Source organism: Mycobacterium sp., assembly GCF_019247635.1.
Classification (GTDB): Bacteria; Actinomycetota; Actinomycetes; order Mycobacteriales; family Mycobacteriaceae; genus Mycobacterium.
In genome coordinates, this window is sequence record NZ_JAFBAR010000025.1 from 19,456 (window position 1) to 39,035 (window position 19,580).

Below are 19,580 nucleotides of genomic sequence, written 5' to 3' on the forward strand. Positions count from 1 at the left end.
CCGATCCCAGCACAGGGCCGCCGTCAACGTGCCGGATAGGCTGACCCGATGCGCCCCGCCTTGTCCGACTACCAGCATTTGGCCAGCGGCAAAGTCCGCGAGATCTACCGCGTCGACGACGAGCACCTGCTGCTGGTGGCCAGCGATCGAATCTCGGCCTACGACTACGTGCTGGACAGCATCATCCCCGACAAGGGACGCATCTTGACCGCGATGAGCGTGTTCTTCTTCGGCTTGGTCGAGGCGCCCAACCATCTGGCCGGACCACCGGACGACCCGCGGATACCCGATGAAGTGCTGGGCCGTGCGTTGGTGGTGCGCGAGCTAGAGATGATGCCGGTGGAGTGTGTGGCCCGGGGCTATCTGACCGGCTCGGGATTGCTGGATTATCAGGCGACCGGGCAGCTCTGCGGGATCCCGCTACCTCCCGGTTTGGTCGAGGCCAGCAAGTTCGCCGAGCCGCTGTTCACCCCCGCAACCAAGGCCGCGCTGGGAGACCATGACGAGAACATTCCGTTTGCCCGGGTCATCGAGATGGTCGGCGCCGTGCGTGCAAATCAACTGCGCGACCGCACGATTCAGATCTATGTGCAGGCCGCCGATCACGCGCTGAGGAAAGGAATCATCATCGCCGACACCAAGTTCGAATTCGGCGCCGATCCCCACGGCAACCTCGTGCTGGCCGACGAGATCTTCACCCCGGATTCCTCGCGATACTGGCCAGCCGACGAGTACAAACCCGGCGTGGTCCAGACGAGCTTTGACAAACAGTTCGTCCGCAACTGGCTGACCAGCCCAGCGTCCGGGTGGGATCGCGGCGGGACGAAGCCCCCGCCGCCGCTGCCCGACGACATCATCGACGCCACCCGGGGCCGTTACATCGATGCCTACGAACGGATTTCCGGTCTACGCTTTGACGACTGGATCGGAGCCAGCACATGACGGGCACGCCCCCGGTAGCCAAGCGCGTCGACACGCGTCGGGAACACCACGGTGACGTGTTCAACGATCCTTACGAGTGGTTGCGTGACAAGCAAAATCCCGATGTCATTGCGTACCTCGAGGCCGAAAACGAGTATGTCGATCAGCACACGGCTGACCAAGAACAATTGCGGCAGAAGATCTTTGATGAAATCAAGGCCCGCACCAAGGAAACCGACATGTCGGTTCCGATTCGCGAAGGCAACTGGTGGTACTACGGCCGTACCTTCGAGGGCAAACAATACGCTGCCCACTGTCGTTGCCCGGTAGCCGATCCCGACGACTGGAACCCACCAGAGTTGAGCGAGGACGCCGATGTGCCCGGCGAGCAGGTTTGGCTCGACTCGAACGCGGAGGCGGAGGGCCACAACTTCTTCGCCCTGGGCGCGGCCAGCGTCAGCCCGGACGGCAATCTGCTCGCGTACTCTTTCGACGTCTCCGGTGACGAGCGATACAACCTGCGGTTCAAGGACTTACGCACCGGAGAGTTATACCCGGACCAGATCGATGGCATCGGCGCGGGAGCCACTTGGGCCGCGGACAACCGCACGGTGTATTACGTGACCCTCGATGCGGCCCACCGTCCCGATACGGTGTGGCGCCATCGTTTGGGTTCGGGCGAGGAAGCCGAGCAGGTGTATCGCGAAGCCGACGAGCGGTTCTTCATCAATGTATGGTCCTCCCGCAGCGAGGCATACATCTTCATTGCCGCGGGCTCGAGCCTCACGTCCGAATACCGCTACGCCGACTCGAACGACCCGAATGCCCAATTCAACGTGGTGCTGCCGCGGCGTGAGGGTGTCGAGTACTCGGTGGCACACGCCGTCGTGGGCGGAGAAAACCGCTTCGTCATCCTGCACAACGACGGCGCGGTGAACTTCACCCTGGTGGATGCCCCGGTCGACGATCCAACACGGCAGCGCACCCTGATCGCACACCGTGACGACGTCCGGCTTGACGGCATGACAACCTTCGCCAACCATCTGGTGGTCAGCTACCGGCGTGCGGCGCTGCCCCGAATCCAGCTGTGGCCCATCGCTCTCGACGGTGGGTACGGCGTCCCTGAGGAAATCTCGTTCGACTCAGAGCTGATGTCGGCCGGCCTCGGACCCAACCTGAATTGGGATTCGCCCAAATTGCGGATCAGGGCAACGTCGTTCGTTACCCCGCCGCGGATCTACGATTTGGACCTGCCCACCGGCGAACGTACCTTGCTGCGGGAACACCCCGTGCTGGGCGACTTCCGATCCACCGACTACGTCGAACGGCGCGACTGGGCGGTTGCCGACGACGGCACCCAGATCCCGGTATCGATCGTGCACCGCGCCGATGTCGAATTCCCGGCGCCGGCACTGCTTTACGGATATGGCGCTTATGAGGCCTGCTCGGATCCTAGCTTTTCCATTCCACGGTTGTCCCTACTCGACCGCGGCATGGTGTACGTCGTTGCCCATGTCCGTGGCGGCGGTGAGATGGGCCGGCTGTGGTATGAGCACGGCAAGTTGCTGGAGAAGAAAAACACCTTTACCGACTTCATCTCGGTGGCAAGGTATTTAGTGGACTCCGGCGTGACTCGACCACAGGAAATGGTGGCCTACGGCGGCAGCGCCGGCGGACTGCTGGTCGGCGCGGTAGCCAACATGGCACCGGATCTCTTTGCCGGAATACTTGCGGTGGTCCCGTTCGTCGATGCGCTGACCACCATCCTGGATCCGTCGTTGCCGCTCACCGTCACGGAGTGGGAGGAATGGGGAAACCCGTTGCAAGACAGCGATGTCTACGCATACATGAAGTCATATTCTCCCTACGAGAACGTGGCGGCCAAGCATTATCCGCCAATCCTGGCGATGACTTCGCTGAACGACACCAGGGTCTACTACGTAGAGCCGGCCAAATGGGTTGCGGCCTTGCGGCACACCAAGACTGACGATAATCCGGTGCTATTGAAGACCGAGATGGAGGCCGGGCACGGTGGCGTCAGCGGCCGGTACAAGGCGTGGGCGGAAGTCGCGTTCTACTATGCGTGGCTGCTAGCCGCCGCCAAGTGCGACCAGGGCGCCAGCGAGCAGGAAGACAGCCTCGATGGCGGTGCGCACGGATAACCGCGTCGACATCGACGTGGGCGGATTGGGCATCCGGCTGGCGTAGACGTTGGCCGGAAACATGGCCAGCATCAGCGCCAGCAGGCACGCCGCTGCTGCCACCCGGGTGGTGGGCAGCAACAGGCCGATCGCGCCCAGCAGTTCCGCCACGCCGGTGACGGTGACCAGCAGACCGGGTGCGCGCAACTGGGGCGGCACGATCGCAATGAGGTCGCGGCGCATGGGTGGCGCGAAGTGCGCGACCCCGGTCAGGGCGAACATCGATGCCAGACCGATGGCGACGGCCGCGGCCCAGGTGTCGGCGTAGCCGGCGCCCAGCCAGCCAGCGATCCGGGCGGCGACGGTGCCAGCCAGCAGAGTAATCAACGGCGCCACGTGAACCCCTAATCTAGACAGTGACAAGATCAGCCTCACCGTAGGCGCGGATTTAGTCACTGTCAAGTTTGCCGCGATATGCTTGCGCGGTGAGCCGTCCGAGCTACCATCACGGCGACCTGCGGGCCGTCATCCTGACCGAAGCCGCGCGATTGGTGGCCGAGCGTGGCGCGGACCAGGTGTCCCTGCGCGAGTTAGCCCGCGGCGCGGGCGTGTCGCATGCGGCTCCGGCGCACCATTTCATCGATCGGCGCGGCCTGTTCACCGCTCTGGCCACCGAGGGATTTCAGCTGCTGGCCGCCGCGCTCGTCGCGTCTCGTCCGCAATTCGCCGACGCGGCGCTGGCCTATGTGCGCTTCGCCATCGAGCACCCCGGCCATTATCAGGTGATGTTCAACCGGTCGCTGCTCGACCCGTCGGACGCCGAACTGGCCGCCGCCGAAGCCGCCTCCAGCGCGGAGCTCGCTCGAGGGGTGGCCACGCTGCGGGATCCCAACGCACGCGCCGACCCCGCCGGTGCGCAGCTGGCGGCATGGTCTCTGGTACACGGATTTTCGACACTGTGGCTCAATGATGCGGTCAATGATCAAGTTAGACAGGCTGATCCGAAAGAGACCGTCATGCGCATAGCGAAACTTCTATTCGAGGGGTAAATGCGCCGCACCGCCGGCTGTTTCGCTGGCCGGTTTCTTCGGCAGAAACGACGCGGGAATGAAGGTGAACAGTACCAGCACCACCGCGATCACGAACACCGTTGTGTAGGCGCGTGAAAGATCGTGCAGCAAGCTGCCGGAGAACGCCGGGGTGAGTGACAGCCGAGGTATCGCCGACGGGTCGACCGGGATCCCGGTCGCGGCGGCCTGTTGTTGCAGCAGCGCGATTTTGTTTGCCGCGGTGATGCTTTCGCTCCGATTGAACTGGTTGGTCAGGATCATCGACATCATCGCGGTCCCCATCGAGCCGCCCACCTGATGACTGACGCTCATCAGAGTTGTGCCGCGGGCGATTTGGTGCGGGGCCAGCGCCTGTACGGATGCCACGGACAATGGCATCATCGTGCAACCCATGCCCAGGCCCGTGATCGCAAGCCCGACGAGCAGTGTGGGTCCATAATCGGCTTGCCTTGCGACACCGACGGCGAAAGTACCCAGGCCGGCGGTGATCAGCGCGATGCCGACCAGCACGATCTTCCCCGGCCCGCGCCTATCCACCAACGGTCCGGTGAGCCGCATGGTCAGCATCGCACCGAGTCCCTGCGGGATCATGTGCACGCCGGCCTGCATCGGCGTGTGGTGCAGCACTTGCTGGAAGTAGCTCGGGAGCAGCAGGCCGGCGCCGAAAAAGGCGGTGGCGAACACCAGCATCGTCACGTTGGCCTGGGTGATCACCGGGTTGCCGAACAGTCGCAGGTCGATCAAGGGGTGATCGGCGCGATGCCACGCGTGCACGGCGAACGCGGCGATCAACACCAGGCCGATGGTCGCCGGGATCAACACGTGGCGATCGGCCACGGTCCCGCGGCCCGGGATGGAGGACACGGCGAACAGGAACGTCGCCAGGCCGGGCGAGAGCAGCAGACAGCCGATGACGTCGAAGGTTTCCGATCGCGCCGGATGATCCCGCGCGAACACGGCGGCCGCGAGGGCGAGGGTGAGGAGCCCGATCGGCAGGTTGATCAGGAAGATCCACCTCCAGCTGGAGGTGTCGATGAGCCAGCCGCCCACGATAGGTCCACAAATAGGCGCGAGCAACATGGGAATGCTCAGGATCGACATCAGCCGGCCGAGCCGTTTGGGGCCGGCCTCGCGGGTCAGGATGATGAACCCCAACGGCATCAGCATGCCGCCGCCGATGCCCTGCACGATGCGAAACGTGATGAGCTGCAGGATATTTGACGCCAGTGCGCACATCAGCGAGCCGAGCATGAAGGCGAACACGGAACCCATGAACAGCCGTTTGGTGCCGAATCTGTCAGCCGCCCATCCCGTTAACGGGATCACCGTGGCCAGGGCGAGGGTGTAGCCGGTCATGGTCCATCCCACGACGGCCTGGGAAGAGCCGAATTCGGCGATGAACGTGCGTTGCGCGACGCTGACGACCGTGACGTCGAGGATCGCCATCACCGTGGCCAGGATGCATACGCCGGCCACTCGAAAGAGCGCCGCGTCCAGCTTGTCGGGATAGTCGTGTTCGTCGGCGCCGGGCGGCCCGGCGGGGGCGGTGGGCGGCGCGTCGGCTGCCCCGGAGCGGGCCTTCTCCATAGTGGACCTAAGCATATCGAGGCGGATTGCAGCGAACGACCCTGCACCCTGCCAGCGAGCCCGGAATCCGCTTTCGTCGAAGCGGCCTCTACCGGGTTTGATAGATGCCTGGCGTCTGCGTGTCCTTCACCGTCCCGACACTTGAGCTCGGCAAACTGCGGGTGTGTCTGGAAAATTGATCGTCTCGGTCTCGGGGATAGGGGAGCGCACCCTTGCCGGCGTCGACGACTTCTGCGCGCAGATGGACGCGCGCTCAGTGCCGGTGTCGCTCCTGGTGGCGCCGCGTCTGTCCGGTGACTACCGGCTCGACCGCGATCCGCGCACCGTCGAGTGGCTGACCGACCGGCGGGCCCGGGGTGACGCGATCGTGCTGCACGGTTTTGACGACGCCGCCACCAAGAAGCGGCGCGGCGAATTCGCGATACTGCGCGCCCACGAGGCCAACCTGCGCCTGAAGGCGGCTGATCGAGTGCTCGAGCACCTCGGGCTGCGTACCCGGCTGTTCGCGGCGCCGGGCTGGACCGTTTCGCCCGGTGCTGTTAAGGCACTGCCCAACAACGGGTTTCGGTTGCTGGCCGATCTGCATGGCATCACCGACCTGGTCCGGCATTCCACCGTCCGGACCAGGGTGCTCGGTATCGGCGAAGGTTTCCTGACGGAGCCGTGGTGGTGCCGCATGGTGGTGCTGTCGGCCGACCGGATCGCCCGTCGCGACGGCATCGTGCGCATCGCTGTCGCCGGACGGCAGTTGCGCAAGCCGGGACCGTTGCAGGCGGTGCTGGACGCCGTTGACCTGGCTTCCATGCACGGTTGCACGCCGACGGTGTATCGGTGGCGGCCGGACAGGGCCGTTCTCGACGCTGCCTGACCACCCGCCGTCCGGGGCCCCCTACGCTGTTATGGCATGAGCGATTCTTCGGCCGCGGATTTCGAGGCTGACGCGATCATCGTCGGAGCGGGGTTGGCCGGCCTGGTCGCCGCCTGCGAGCTGGTGGACCGCGGCAAGCGGGTGCTGCTCGTCGAACAAGAGAACAGCGCCAATCTCGGTGGCCAGGCATTCTGGTCGTTCGGTGGGCTCTTTTTTGTCGACAGTCCCGAACAGCGCCGTATGGGCATCCACGACAGCCACGAACTCGCCCTGCAGGATTGGCTGGGGACGGCCGCGTTCGATCGGCCCGAGGATTACTGGCCGCGCCAATGGGCACATGCTTACGTCGATTTTGCCGCCGGCGAAAAGCGCAGCTGGCTGCGTGCCCGCGGGCTGAAGCTATTTCCGTTGGTGGGTTGGGCCGAACGCGGCGGCTACACCGCCCAAGGCCATGGCAATTCGGTGCCCCGCTTTCACATCACCTGGGGCACCGGACCCGCCCTGGTCGACATCTTCGCGCGCCAGCTACGGGACCGCTCGTCGGTGCGCTTCGCGCACCGGCACCGGGTGGACGAGCTGATCGTCGAAGGTGATGTGGTAATCGGCGTGCGAGGTACTGTGCTGGAGCCGTCGGCGGCACCGCGCGGTGTGGTGTCGTCACGAAATACGGTGGGGCAATTCGAGTTTCGTGCATCTGCGGTGATCGTGACCAGTGGCGGCATCGGTGGCAATCACGACCTGGTGCGCAAGAACTGGCCCACGCGGATGGGCCCTGTGCCGGGGCAATTGCTGAGCGGGGTGCCGGCCCATGTCGACGGCAGGATGATCGAGATTTCCCAACGCGTGGGTGCGCGGGTAATCAACCCGGACCGCATGTGGCACTACACGGAAGGGATCACCAACTACGATCCGATCTGGCCGCTACACGGAATCCGGATCATTCCCGGCCCGTCGTCGCTGTGGCTGGATGCCACCGGCAAGCGCTTGCCAGTACCGCTGTTCCCGGGCTTCGACACGCTGGGCACCCTGGAGTACATCACCAAGTCCGGGTCCGACTACACCTGGTTTGTGTTGAACGCCAAGATCATCGAGAAGGAATTCGCACTCTCCGGTCAGGAGCAGAACCCCGACCTGACCGGACAGAGCATTCGCCAATTACTGCGCAACCGGGCGAGTTCGGGACCGCCGGGACCGGTACAGGCCTTCGTCGACCGCGGTGTCGACTTCGTCAGCGCAGATTCGTTGCGCGAGTTGGTCACTGCCATGAACAAGGTTCCCGACGTGCTGCCCCTCGACTTCGCGACGGTGGAGGCCGAGGTGACCGCGCGCGATCGCGAAGTGGCCAACAAGTTCACCAAAGATGGTCAGATCACCGCGATCCGCGCTGCCCGGGGCTACCTGGGCGACCGGCTGGGCCGGGTGGTGGCGCCGCACCGCCTGGCCGATCCGAAGGCCGGTCCGATGATTGCGGTCAAGCTGCATATCCTGACCCGAAAGACGTTGGGCGGCATAGAGACTGACCTCGCGGGACGCGTGCTGAAGGCAGACGGCATCCCGCTTAACGGACTGTATGCGGCCGGCGAGGTGGCGGGATTCGGCGGTGGCGGTGTACACGGTTACCGCGCCTTGGAGGGCACGTTCCTGGGTGGCTGCATCTTCTCCGGCCGGGCCGCCGGCCGCGGGGCCGCCGACGACATCACCTAGGTGTGGCCGAGCAGACGCAAAAGCACCCATTTCGTGCCGAAATGAGGTGCTTTTGCGTCTGCTCGCCGCCGGAAAGGGTGCGCTAGAACGTGACCGCGCTTTCTTCGGGGAGTACCTGGAAGTCGGTGCTGGTCATCTCGGTCAGCCGCCCGTAGTAGATGCCCCTGGCCTCGGGCGCCACGATCCCCTGATGAATGGGCACCGCGCGCGCCGGGGCCACCGCTCGCAAGTAGTCAACGGCCTCCGAGATTTTCATCCACGGAGCCGCCGCCGGCGTGGCCAGGACGTCCACCGGCTCGTCGGGGACGAACAGAGCGTCGCCCGGATGCATCAGCCTGGCCCGGTGGTCGCCGTCGTCCACCAGATACGAAATGTTGTCGATCACCGGTATTTCCGGATGGATAACCGCGTGCCGGCCCCCCAGGGCGCGGATGGTGAGCTTCCCGACCGTCAGCTCGTCACCGACGTGCACCGCCTGGCACGGCGGGCCCAGCTGCGCGGCCGTTTGCGGGTCGGCGTACAGCGCGGCGTCCGGGTTTGCATGGATCAGTGCCGGCAGGCGCGCCGCGTCCACGTGGTCCGGGTGCTGGTGGGTGATCACGATCGCGGACAGGCCGGTAATGCCCTCGAACCCGTGCGCGAACGTCCCGGGGTCGAAGAGCAGGCTGGTTTGGCCGAACTCAGCGAGTAAGCACGAATGGCCGAAATGCGCGAGTTGCATGCCCACGATTGTGCCCGGACGTGGGTACTCTGAACCGCGTGCCAATCCGGCCGAAGCGCGCCTTAATGTGATGTCGACCACTTCGTGGCGAAACTGTGACGACCGTCACACCAACCTGATGCGCGGAAAAATAAGAGCGGCTTTTATTCTTTTGCGCATGGGTCAGGTACCCCCGTCAACTAGCGCCGCTGAGGCGGCAGTGGCCGACATAAATGACTATGTGCTGGCCGACGGCACCATCGCGTTACCGGACGGCGTGACGCTGACTTCGTTTTTCGCCCAGAACACCGCCGCGTTCGGTGACCGTCTGTCATACCGCTTCATCGACTACGCAAAAGACCAGGACGGCCGTGTCGTCGACCTCACCTGGAAGGGACTGTGGACGCTGGTCCGCGCGATCGGCGCCCGCCTCCAGCAGGTCACGCAACCGGGCGATCGGGTGGCTATCGTCGCGCCCCAGGGGGTCGAGTACATCGCGGCCTTCTTCGGCGCCGTACATGCGGGAAGAATCGCCATCCCGTTGTTTGCCCCAACGCTGTCCGGCCACGCCGAAAGGCTGTCGGCGGTACTGGCCGATGCCCGGCCCGTCGCACTGCTCACTACCACCGCGGCCGCCGAGTCGGTCCGCGAGTTCGTGCGGACACTGCCAGCGGCCGGGCGGCCGCGCATGATTGCTGTCGACGCAATTCCCGAGACGCTGGCCGAGATGTTCAGCGATGTGGAGATCGAGACCGAGGACATTGCGTACCTGCAGTACACGTCGGGTTCAACGCGCACACCCGCCGGGGTGGAGATCACCCATCGTGCCGTCTGCACCAACGCGCTGCAGATGATCCTGCGTGGCCGACTGGACCGGGGAATTCGCAGCGTGAGCTGGTTGCCGCTGTACCACGACATGGGATTGATCATGCTCATGTTCCCGGCGTTGTGCGGTGGCGGATACCTCACCCTGCTGGATCCGATGGCCTACCTGCGTCGGCCGTTCCGGTGGATCAAATGGCTGAGCACGGAATCCACCGCCGGGCGGACGTTTGCCGCCGCGCCGAACTTCGCCTTCGAGCTAACGGCCGAGCGAGGCCTCCCCCCCGACGGAGAGGCGATCGACCTGACAAACGTCGTGTGCCTGCTCAACGGCTCCGAACCCGTGACGATGTCGGCCATCGAGAAGTTCACCAACGCGTTCGCTCCCTACGGCCTGCCGGCGACGGCCGTCAAACCCTCCTATGGGATGGCAGAGGCGACGCTGGGGGTGGCCACCATCGAGCAGGATGCGGGAGCCAGCGCCGTATACCTCGATCGTGTTCAGCTCGCGGCGGGGCGCGCGGTGGTGGTCGCGCCGGATACCGAAGGCGCGGTTCCCTACGTCACCTGCGGCAAGCCGATCCAGGACCTCCGGGCGGTGATCACCAGCCCGGACGGAGCCGAGGTGCCGGACGGTACCGTCGGGGAAATCTGGTTGCACGGCAACAACATCGGCCGCGGGTACTTCGGACGCGAGGAAGAGTCACAACGCACATTCGGCAACAAGCTGCAGTCCCGGCTCGAGACGGGCAGCCACGCCGAGGGCGCCCCAGACAACGGCTGCTGGCTGGCCACCGGTGATCTCGGGATATACCTCGACGGCCAGCTGTACCTGACCGGACGGATCAAGGACCTCATCATCATCGACGGTCGTAACCACTACCCCCATGACATCGAGACCACCGTCAGTGAGGCATCGCCCGCCATCCGGACCGGTTATGTCGCCGCGTTCTCCGTACCGGCCGAAGCGCTTGGCTTGCCGGACGGCGGTGCCGCGGAGCAACTCGTCGTGGTCGCCGAACGCGCCGCGGGTGTCGGGCGCGCGGATCCGGCCCCGGTCGTCGCGGTGGTCCGGGCAGCGATCTCACGCGAGCATCAGGTCCGGGTTGCCGACGTTCGGCTGGTTGCCGCGGGCACCATCCCCCGCACCACCAGCGGAAAACTCGCACGCAATGCCTGCCGTGCCGAGTACCTCGCCGGGGGATTGATGCGATAAACCGGGTCGTCGCCGGGTCGTCCTGAGGCTTGATGCGGCACTACCGCCGGTAGAGTTGGCGACGATCGGTCGGACCTGAGGAGGAGCGCGTGGCCCGGGTGTTCGTGCATGTCATGCCCAAAGCAGAGATTCTCGACCCGCAGGGCCAGGCGATCGTCGGCGCGCTGGGCCGGCTCGGACATCCAGGAATCTCAGATGTGCGTCAGGGCAAGAGGTTTGAGCTCGAAGTGGACGACACCGTTGATGACTCGCAGCTTGCCGAGATTGCGGAGTCGCTGCTGGCGAACACCGTGATCGAGGATTGGACGATCAGCAGGGAAGCGCAGTGACGACCCGCATCGGCGTCATCACCTTTCCCGGCAGTCTCGACGACGCGGACGCCGCGCGCGCGGTGCGGCGTGTCGGGGCGGAGGCGGTGAGCCTGTGGCATGCAGACGCCGACCTCAAGGGCGTCGATGCTGTGATCGTGCCCGGCGGATTTTCCTACGGCGACTACCTGCGGGCCGGGGCGATAGCCAGGTTCGCCCCGGTGATGGGCGAAGTGGTCGCCGCCGCGAGCCGCGGCCTGCCGATATTGGGGATTTGCAACGGATTTCAGGTGCTCTGCGAGACCAGGCTGCTACCCGGCGCCCTGACCCGCAACGGGGGTCTGCACTTCGTCTGTCGCGATGTGTGGTTACGGGTGGCGTCCAACTCGACCGCGTGGACAACGCGCTTCGAGCCCGACGCCGACCTGCTGGTACCGCTGAAATCCGGTGAGGGCCGCTACGTTGCCGCCAAGGAAGTGCTCGACGAACTGGAGGGGGAAGGCCGAGTGGTATTCCGCTACCACGACAATCCCAACGGCTCGCAGCGTGACATCGCCGGCATAAGCTCGGCCAACGGCCGTGTCGTCGGGCTGATGCCGCATCCCGAGCATGCCATCGAAGCGTTGACGGGCCCCTCCGACGACGGTCTCGGGCTGTTCTATTCGGCGCTGGACGCCGTCCTAACGCACAGCTGAAAGCACTTATCCCCTAGGGGTTTTGGCAAACTCAGCCCAGAATGGGGAGGCGACGTTTGCTGGCCAGGCGCTTGAGTGCGCTCTGCATCACCGAGCGCACATGGGCATCGACTTCCGCGATGTCGGGATGCTCGCCGAACGTCGCGGCGACGTCGATCGGCTCGAGCACCTCGGTGACGATCTTGGCCGGCAGCGGAAGGTTCGGCGGGAAGATCACACTGAAGCCGAACGGGAACCCGAAGCTGATCGGCAGAATGTCCATCCGCGCCCTGGTCAGCCCCAGCCTGCGGGCCAGCCAGTTGCCGCGGGTCAGAAAGAGCTGAGTCTCCTGGGCCCCGATCGACACGGTGGGCACGATCGGCACGCCGGCTTGGATGGCGGTGCGGACGTAGCCGGTGCGACCGTTGAAGTCGACGGTGTTGGCGGTCAGCGTGGGACGGTACGAGTCGTAGTCGCCGCCGGGGAACACCAGCACCACGGCACCCGAATGCAGCGCTTGGGCCGCGTTTTCCCGACTGGCACCGATGACGCCGAGGCGGTGCAGCCAGCCGTTCAACGGCCCCATGAACACGCCGTCGTGAGCCAAGGTGTAGACGGGGCGGTCGTAACCGAAGGCGTCATAGAAGGCCACCGAGAAGATCAATACGTCCGGGGTGAAGATCCCGCCGGAGTGGTTGGACACCACCAGCGCCCCACCCACTTGCGGGACGTTGTGCAGGTTTCGTACCTCAGCGCGGAACCAGCGGTTGACCACCGGCCCCACCGCGTTCTTGACCTGCTCGGTGAAAGCCGGATCCCACTTGGTCATCTCCGGCTGCGCCGCGTCACCCGCCATGGCTAGCCCTTCATGCTGTGGTGTGATGTCGGCCTCATTGCCTCTACATCTGTAGAGAAGATGCTACTCTCGGATAAAGAGAATGTCATATCCACTTTTGCCTAACCATCGGCCCAAGTGTGAATCCGGGAGTGAAAATGGCTGAAAAGGTTCTTGTCACAGGCGGTTTCGGTCTAGTGGGCTCGCAGACCGTGCGCCGGTTGGCGGCCGACGGACATTGCGTGGTCGCCACCGACCTGGGCACCGATGCGCAGCGCAAGGCGGCCCGCGTCCTGCCCGCCGGCGTCGAGGCGCGCTGGGCAGACCTGACCGACCCCGACCAGGTGGACCACCTCCTCGCCGAGACCTCGCCGACGGTGATCATCCACCTGGCGGCAGTGATCCCGCCGGTGCTCTACCGCAACGCCGCACTCGCCCGGCGCGTGAATGTCGACGCGACCGCGTCGCTGCTGCGCGCCGCGGAGTCACGAATCCCACGGGTGCGTTTCATTCAGGCCTCGAGCAACGCGGTGCACGGCGCTCGCAACCCGTATCGGCACCACGAGCTGTTGACGGCGGACACACCGTTGCGGCCGTCGGATCTTTACGGCGCGCACAAAGCCGAGGCCGAACACCACGTGCGATCCTCGAGTCTGGAATGGGTGATCCTGCGCCTCGCCGGAGTAATGAGCGTTGAGCCAGGGGCGATGCCCTTCAGTGTCGAGGCGCTGGTCTTTGAAAGCGCGCTACCGACGGACGGCCGCATGCACAGCGTCGACGTCCGCGACGTGGCCGCCGCGTTCGCCGCCGCCGCCACTGCCCCCAGTGCCCAGGTCGTCGGTGAGGTCTTGCTGATCGGCGGTGACGAGACACACCATCTACGGCAGGGCGAGGTCGGTAAGGCGCTAGCGGCGGCCATGGGCCTGCAAGACGTGTTGCCGGTGGGGCGGCCGGGCGACCCCGACAGCGACGAGGACTGGTTCGTCACCGACTGGATGGACACCCGCCACGCACAGCAGGTGCTGAACTTCCAACACCATTCCTGGCCGGACATTCTCGCGGAGATGAGCGCGGCCGCCGGGTGGCGACGCTACCCGTTGAAGCTCATGGCGCCCATCGCCCGGCGCTTCCTCAAAGGGCGAGCCGCCTACCGGGATGCCCCGGGTTGCTACGCCGACCCGTGGGCTGCGATCCGCGCCAACGTGGGCGAGCCCCTGCCTGACATCAGTTGGCTTGCAACCAGTTAGCCCACAACGCGCAGCAACGGCCGCGTGGTCAGCGCGGTCAATTCGGCGAAGAGATCGACCGCGGCTTCCAGGGTTCGGTCCACGAAGGAGGCGAAATCCTCGAAGCTGACCTGCTGTGCGAGCCATTGGGGCCGTAGTGCCGCGACACCGATGCGCCCCGGATCCGAGGACCCGTGCACGATCGCGATGACCGCGCGGTCCTGCCTGTTCCACGCGTCGGCGAAGTGCGACAGCAGGGCGCGGTTGGCCGCCGGGAAGAAACACGCGGGGGTGACCCGAATCGTGAACACGTCGGGATGCGCGCGCGAGATTTCGAGATGCACGTGCAGCCGTCGGGGCTCGACGTCGGCGAGAAAGAAGTATTCGCCGTCGTGTTGGCCGCGGAAGTAGCGTCGTCCGCGCGAACGCAGGTAGCGTTCGATCAGGCTGGTGCAAAGGGGCTCACCGGACGGTCCGCCCAGCGGCCCCAATATCTTGGTCATGGGATACATGCTGAGGCCCGCCCCTATATGAAACCTTGGAGCCAGGAAAAGTGGCGCCGAAGAATCTGTTGAGAATTGGCTGAGCTCCGCTATCGGTGCGGTGCGCGCGAGGCGCTGACGCAGGTCCTGCGGGGTTACTGTGGTATCGAATGACTTTGGCCCATCAACCGTTTGACCAATGCGTAGCCACGTGGTCGCGGCCGCGTTGGCGACGCAACTGACTCGGGAGGGCTGACATGGGAATCGCGGTGGAGCGGTTTGACCATATCGTCGTGAACTGCCGTGACGTGGAGGCCACCGCGTCGTGGTACGAGCGGGTGCTGGGCATGACGCGGCAGACGTTCGGCCCGTCCAGCAGGACCGCCCTGTGTTTCGGGAATCAGAAAATCAACCTGCGACCCGTGGGTGCGCAGACCGACGAGCCGGACTGGGTCACCGGGTCCGTGGAGGCGGCCGGGTCGGAGGACTTGTGCTTCGTCACCCGCGCTACCCCGCACGAGGTGCGCGCCCACCTAGCCGGATGCGGTGTCGAGATCACCGCGGGCCCGGTCACCAAGGCCGGTGCGCTGGGTTCGATGACCTCGCACTACTGCCGGGACATCGACGGCAATCTCATCGAGATTGCGGTGTATCCCGCGGATATGGTGCCGGCAGGTTGACGCTCGCCTGCTGCTGATCCGCGCGTGCCGCAGCGCGCCGCCGTGTGTGGATTTCTCGGTTAGCGGGAACCGATGAGTATGGCCCAAGCCGAAACAAATGATGCGCTCACCGAGGAGAGGAAACGGGCGCCCGATCCGGACGACCCCAGCAAACCGGGTTCTCCTGGTGAATTAACCAGGGCTGCATGGCTATTCGTTCTGAGGAAGACCGCGCGCGAATTCAGCAACGATCAGTGCACCGACCTGGCCGCCGCGCTGACGTATTACGCGATGCTGTCAGTCTTTCCGGCGCTACTGGTGATGGTGTCGCTGCTCGGCGTGTTGGGTCAGGGGCGGCGCACGACCAACGCCTTGATGGAGGCGGCGGCCGGTCTTGCCCCGGCCTCGGCGATCGACACGTTGCGCCAGCCCCTCGAGCAGGTCGTTGAGAACCCGTCGGCAGGTTTGACGCTGATCTTCAGCGCGCTGGGGGCGTTGTGGTCGGCGTCGGGATACGTCGGGGCGTTCGGCCGCGCGATGAATCGCATTTACGAAATCGCGGAAGGACGTCCCGTCTGGAAATTGCGCCCCCTGCAATTGGTGCTGACATTGGCGGGGTTGGTGTTCGCCGCGGCCGTGGCTTTGATGCTCGCGATCAGCGGCCCGTTTACCCGGGCCGTCGGCAATGCACTCGGTTTGTCCGATGCCGATCAGACGGTGTGGACAGTCGGCAAGTGGCCCGTGATCCTGGTGCTCGTCTCGCTGACGGTGGCGATCCTCTACTACGTCACCCCTAACGTACGGCAGCCGAAATTCCGGTGGGTCAGCGTCGGGGCGCTGGTTGCGATCGCGGTATGGGCGCTGGCTTCGGCCGGATTCGGCGTGTATGTAAGCCACTTTGGCAGCTACAACAAGACCTACGGCGCGCTGGCCGGCGTCATTGTGTTCCTGTTGTGGCTCTGGATAACCAACCTGGCCCTGTTGTTCGGCGCTGAACTCGACTCCGAACTTGAACGCGGGCGACAACTGCAAGCCGGGATCGTCGCGGAACGGGAATTGCAACTGCCACCCAAAGACACGCGCGTAGTCGAAAAGAATCAAGCCGCCGAAGAAAAGGACATTCGCCGGGGGCGGCGGCTGCGCCGCACCCGAGGCCGACACGGGTAGGCGCGTGACCACCGGGTGCTAGACCTTTAGGGCTTGAGCGCGACCGATGCCTCGGCGGTGTAGCACAGGAACGTCAGTGTCTCCTGTAGATACAGCTGCACACTGTCGGCGTCATGGCTGGTGTAGCCGATCGAGACATCGGTACCCAGCTGCAAGTCGAAATCGCCGCCGCGCGTGGTCAATACGAATGCGCCGTCGATGGCCGGCGCCCAGATGATGTCTCCGTTGACCAGTCGGTTGATGTGTTCGAGGATGGGATAGCCGTGCTCGGTGGTCTCGCTTACCCTGGTGTAGACCTCGGCGGACAGCAGCACCGAATACGGACCGTCGACGCCGGCCAGCCGCAGTTCGGTCAACGCCTGCGTAATGATGTCGGGGATTTCGCGCGGGTCATCGGGCAGCGTCAGTGGCTTGTTGGAGCTGGTGGCGCGGATGCCCTCGATCGAGGCAGCGGCGTAACCCTCGAAGATGGCGCGGTCCTCGACGAACGCCAGTTTCTTGGCGGCGTCTTTGACCGGGTCCCAGTCGGAGTCCTGGGAGCCGCGCTCGACGTTGTCAATTTCCTCGCGGGCGAGCGTGAACGGAACCCGAAGTCGGACAAGTGGTTTACTCGCCCGCAGGTGGGCGACCACACCGTCGGTGGGCGCTTTGACGTCGACAAGCCGCCCAGTGCTGACCGCCGCGGTGACCGGGCCGCCGGGTTCGCTGACGTCAACCACCCGCCGGCCGGCGATATGGCGTTTGAAGGTCCGTGTGGCCTCCAATTCGATTTCGGTCCAGGCCTCTTCGGTGACCGGTGCCAGATCGCGGTACAAGTTGTTCATGGCGGGTTTCCTTTCAGGCTGCCGATCGCAAGTGAGCCTTGAACTTTGGTGTGAACCACGACCGGAGCGACCTCCGGCGCTGACGCGGGTTGCTCGGGCAGCGGCGGTGGATCGTCGAGGAAGTCGACGGTCGGGCAGAAGAACAGGCCGCCGGTCAGCGCCGTCGAGAAATCCAGAATCCGGTCGGTGTTGCCGGGCGGATCGCCGAGGAACATGTTGCGCAGCATCTGTTCTGTGACCGTAGGGGTACGCGAATAGCCGATGAAGTACGTACCGTACTCGCCCCTGCCCAGTTCACCGAACGGCATGTTGTGCCGCACGATCTTCAGCTCGTTACCGTCGTCATCGGTGATGACGTTGAGCGCTATGTGCGAGTTGGACGGCTTCACGTCGTCGTCCATTTCGATGTCTTCCAGCTTGCTCCGGCCTATCACGCGTTCCTGCTGGGGGACCGGCAGCGAATCCCACGACCCCATGTCGTGCACGTACTTTTGCACGTGCACGTAACAGCCCCCGGCGAACTCGGGGTCCTCGTCGCCGATCGTTGTGGCGCTCACCGCAATTGGGCCGTCCGGATTTTCGGTACCGTCGACAAAGCCCAGCAGGTCGCGGTTGTCGAAGAAGCGGAATCCGTGCACCTCGTCGACCACGGTGACCGCACCGGCCATCGAGTTGAGGATGCGGCCGGCCAATTCGAAACATACGTCCATGGTCTCGGCGCGAATGTGCAACAGCAGGTCGCCTGGTGTGGCCCGCGCGGCGTGCCGCGGACCTTCCAACTCGATGAACGTATGCAGCTCAGCGGGGCGCGGCCCATCAAACAACCTGTCCCAGGCGTCGGAACCGATCGAGGCGATCGCCGACAAGCGTTTGTTCGGATCGCGGAAGCCGATGGCGCGCACCAGCCCCGAGATGTCGGCCAGTGCGTCGTGGACGATCGCTTCGCCGCCGTCGTCGATTGTGGCCACGAGAAAGATCGCTGCCGGCGTCAGCGGCGCGAGGATGGGTTGTGGCTGAACTGGCGGCACTCTGCCGACCCTAGCGTGGCGACGGCGAGCGCCGGAAGCGGCGCGAGTGAGGAGCCGCGCAGTCCGGCCTAGCGTGGCGACGGCGAGCGCCGGAAGCGGCGCGAGTGAGGAGCCGCGCAGTCCGGCCCAGCGTGGCGACGGCGAGCGCCGGAAGCGGCGCGAGTGAGGAGCCGCGCAATCCGAGCCACCCAACCCTGGCGTGAACATCGTGGTTGCCGCGAGCCATGATGATGGACATGTCGGCCAGCGCAGTGGGCCTCTCAGATTTCATCGACGCATCGCCGTCGCCGTTTCATGTCTGCGCGACGGTGGCCCGTCGGCTGCTCGACGCCGAATACACCGAACTCGCCGAAGCCGACCGCTGGCCGGCCCGCCCGGGCCGATACTTCACCGTCCGCTCGGGCTCGCTTGTGGCCTGGAACGGCGAGAGGCCGGACGGCGCTTTCCGGATTGTCGGTGCGCACACCGACAGTCCGAACCTGCGGGTCAAGCAGCATCCGGACCGTGCGGTCATCGGTTGGCGGGTGGTGTCGCTGGAGCCTTACGGAGGAGCGTGGCTGAACTCCTGGCTGGACCGCGACCTGGGCATCAGCGGGCGCCTGTCGCTGCGGGACGGGGACGGGGTCAGCGATCGGCTGGTGCGGATCGACGAGCCGATTCTGCGGGTCCCGCAACTGGCCATCCACCTTGCCGAGGATCGCAAGTCGCTGACGTTGGATCCGCAGCGTCACCTCAACGCCGTGTGGGGTGTCGGCTCCCAGGCCGGCTCCTTCGTGGGGTACGTCGCCGAACGGGCCGGGGTGGCGCCGGCCGACGTGCTGGCCGCCGACCTGATGACGCACGACCTGACCCCGTCGCGAATGATCGGCGCCGACGCTGCGCTGCTCAGCGCGCCCCGGCTGGACAATCAGGCCAGTTGTTATGCTGGGCTGGAGGCGTTGCTGGCCTCGGAACCGGCCGGGACGCCGACCGCCGTGCTGCCGGTTTTGGTGCTCTTCGACCACGAGGAGGTCGGCTCCACCTCCGATCACGGCGCGCAGTCCGACCTGCTGGGCACGGTGCTGGAACGCATCGTGCTCGCCGCCGGCGGCAGCCGGGAAGACTTCCTGCGGCGGCTGCCCGTGTCGCTGCTCGCCTCGGCGGACATGGCGCACGCCACGCACCCCAACTACCCGGAGCGGCACGAGCCCAGTCACCTGATCGAGGTCAACGGCGGGCCCGTGCTCAAGGTGCACCCCAACCTGCGCTACGCCACCGACGGACGCACCGCGGCGGCCTTCGAACTGGCCTGCCGGCAGGCCGGGGTCGCCCTGCAGCGTTACGAGCACCGCGCCGACCTGCCCTGCGG

At 65.4% G+C, this 19,580-nt stretch carries 19 protein-coding genes; 12 read left to right on the forward strand and 7 right to left on the reverse strand.

Going from position 1 to position 19,580, the window contains the following annotated elements:
- The first annotated feature begins 48 nt into the window (after window positions 1-48).
- Together JO236_RS04345 and JO236_RS04350 are read left to right on the forward strand one after the other, a co-directional pair.
- Window positions 49-942, forward strand: coding sequence for a phosphoribosylaminoimidazolesuccinocarboxamide synthase (locus JO236_RS04345; protein WP_293325231.1), 894 nt, complete (start codon window positions 49-51; stop codon window positions 940-942).
- Complete coding sequence (locus JO236_RS04350; protein ID WP_293325234.1) at window positions 939-3,083, forward strand: S9 family peptidase; 2,145 nt, start codon at window positions 939-941, stop codon at window positions 3,081-3,083. The genes JO236_RS04345 and JO236_RS04350 overlap by 4 nt, the downstream gene beginning before the upstream one ends.
- Here the strand turns inward: JO236_RS04350 and JO236_RS04355 are convergent.
- On the reverse strand, window positions 3,012-3,458 hold the full coding sequence (locus JO236_RS04355) for a DoxX family protein (protein WP_293325237.1): 447 nt from the start codon (window positions 3,456-3,458) through the stop codon (window positions 3,012-3,014). The genes JO236_RS04350 and JO236_RS04355 overlap by 72 nt on opposite strands.
- An 89-nt stretch (window positions 3,459-3,547) precedes the next feature.
- Here JO236_RS04355 and JO236_RS04360 point away from each other — a divergent pair, with 89 nt between their 5' ends.
- Window positions 3,548-4,111, forward strand: coding sequence for a TetR/AcrR family transcriptional regulator (locus JO236_RS04360; RefSeq protein WP_293325239.1), 564 nt, complete (start codon window positions 3,548-3,550; stop codon window positions 4,109-4,111).
- Here JO236_RS04360 and JO236_RS04365 read toward each other — a convergent pair.
- A complete protein-coding gene (locus JO236_RS04365) occupies window positions 4,097-5,734 on the reverse strand; it encodes a DHA2 family efflux MFS transporter permease subunit (RefSeq protein WP_293325242.1) in 1,638 nt (545 codons plus the stop codon). The genes JO236_RS04360 and JO236_RS04365 overlap by 15 nt on opposite strands.
- 148 nt (window positions 5,735-5,882) lie before the next feature.
- On the opposite strand from JO236_RS04365, the gene JO236_RS04370 reads away from it, so the two are divergent.
- Complete coding sequence (locus tag JO236_RS04370; protein WP_293325270.1) at window positions 5,883-6,587, forward strand: DUF2334 domain-containing protein; 705 nt, start codon at window positions 5,883-5,885, stop codon at window positions 6,585-6,587.
- A 36-nt stretch (window positions 6,588-6,623) separates the two neighbouring features.
- Entirely contained in the window at window positions 6,624-8,291 is a 1,668-nt protein-coding gene (locus JO236_RS04375; RefSeq protein ID WP_293325273.1) for an FAD-binding dehydrogenase, read from the forward strand.
- 82 nt (window positions 8,292-8,373) lie between these two features.
- Here the strand turns inward: JO236_RS04375 and JO236_RS04380 are convergent, their stop codons facing one another.
- Window positions 8,374-9,012, reverse strand: a complete 639-nt coding sequence (locus JO236_RS04380) for an MBL fold metallo-hydrolase (RefSeq protein WP_293325275.1) — start codon at window positions 9,010-9,012, stop codon at window positions 8,374-8,376.
- 157 nt (window positions 9,013-9,169) lie between these two features.
- Between JO236_RS04380 and JO236_RS04385 the strand changes: the two genes are divergently transcribed.
- From JO236_RS04385 to purQ, 3 genes are all read left to right on the forward strand, one after another.
- The gene (locus JO236_RS04385) at window positions 9,170-11,029 is read left to right on the forward strand and encodes a fatty acyl-AMP ligase (protein WP_293325278.1); all 1,860 of its coding nucleotides are present in this window, start codon (window positions 9,170-9,172) and stop codon (window positions 11,027-11,029) included.
- Window positions 11,030-11,118: 89 nt separating this feature from the next.
- Window positions 11,119-11,358 (forward strand): phosphoribosylformylglycinamidine synthase subunit PurS, encoded by a 240-nt coding sequence (gene purS / locus JO236_RS04390; RefSeq protein ID WP_293325281.1) that lies wholly within the window; start codon window positions 11,119-11,121, stop codon window positions 11,356-11,358.
- The gene (purQ, locus tag JO236_RS04395; protein WP_293325284.1) at window positions 11,355-12,032 is read left to right on the forward strand and encodes a phosphoribosylformylglycinamidine synthase subunit PurQ; all 678 of its coding nucleotides are present in this window, start codon (window positions 11,355-11,357) and stop codon (window positions 12,030-12,032) included. The genes purS and purQ overlap by 4 nt, the downstream gene beginning before the upstream one ends.
- Window positions 12,033-12,063: 31 nt before the next feature.
- Here the strand turns inward: purQ and JO236_RS04400 are convergent, their stop codons facing one another.
- Entirely contained in the window at window positions 12,064-12,867 is an 804-nt protein-coding gene (locus JO236_RS04400; RefSeq protein WP_293325286.1) for a lysophospholipid acyltransferase family protein, read from the reverse strand.
- A 137-nt stretch (window positions 12,868-13,004) separates the two neighbouring features.
- On the opposite strand from JO236_RS04400, the gene JO236_RS04405 reads away from it, so the two are divergent.
- Entirely contained in the window at window positions 13,005-14,093 is a 1,089-nt protein-coding gene (locus JO236_RS04405; RefSeq protein ID WP_293325288.1) for an NAD-dependent epimerase/dehydratase family protein, read from the forward strand.
- Here the strand turns inward: JO236_RS04405 and JO236_RS04410 are convergent.
- Window positions 14,090-14,575 (reverse strand): hypothetical protein, encoded by a 486-nt coding sequence (locus JO236_RS04410; RefSeq protein ID WP_293325290.1) that lies wholly within the window; start codon window positions 14,573-14,575, stop codon window positions 14,090-14,092. The two genes, JO236_RS04405 and JO236_RS04410, sit on opposite strands and share 4 nt — an antisense overlap.
- Window positions 14,576-14,811: 236 nt before the next feature.
- Here JO236_RS04410 and JO236_RS04415 point away from each other — a divergent pair, with 236 nt between their 5' ends.
- Together JO236_RS04415 and JO236_RS04420 are read left to right on the forward strand one after the other, a co-directional pair.
- Window positions 14,812-15,234: a VOC family protein gene (locus tag JO236_RS04415; RefSeq protein ID WP_293325293.1), complete on the forward strand. Its 423-nt coding sequence runs from the start codon at window positions 14,812-14,814 to the stop codon at window positions 15,232-15,234.
- Between the two features lie 72 nt (window positions 15,235-15,306).
- Window positions 15,307-16,380, forward strand: a complete 1,074-nt coding sequence (locus tag JO236_RS04420; RefSeq protein WP_416362153.1) for a YihY/virulence factor BrkB family protein — start codon at window positions 15,307-15,309, stop codon at window positions 16,378-16,380.
- Between the two features lie 26 nt (window positions 16,381-16,406).
- On the opposite strand, the gene JO236_RS04425 is transcribed toward JO236_RS04420, so the two are convergent.
- Complete coding sequence (locus JO236_RS04425; RefSeq protein WP_293325296.1) at window positions 16,407-17,204, reverse strand: family 1 encapsulin nanocompartment shell protein; 798 nt, start codon at window positions 17,202-17,204, stop codon at window positions 16,407-16,409.
- On the reverse strand, window positions 17,201-18,232 hold the full coding sequence (locus tag JO236_RS04430) for a Dyp-type peroxidase (RefSeq protein WP_293325299.1): 1,032 nt from the start codon (window positions 18,230-18,232) through the stop codon (window positions 17,201-17,203). The genes JO236_RS04425 and JO236_RS04430 overlap by 4 nt, the downstream gene beginning before the upstream one ends.
- Window positions 18,233-18,468: 236 nt before the next feature.
- Between JO236_RS04430 and JO236_RS04435 the strand changes: the two genes are divergently transcribed.
- Window positions 18,469-19,580, forward strand: a 1,112-nt coding sequence (locus JO236_RS04435) for a M18 family aminopeptidase (RefSeq protein ID WP_293325302.1), incomplete at its 3' end; no start/stop codon positions are given.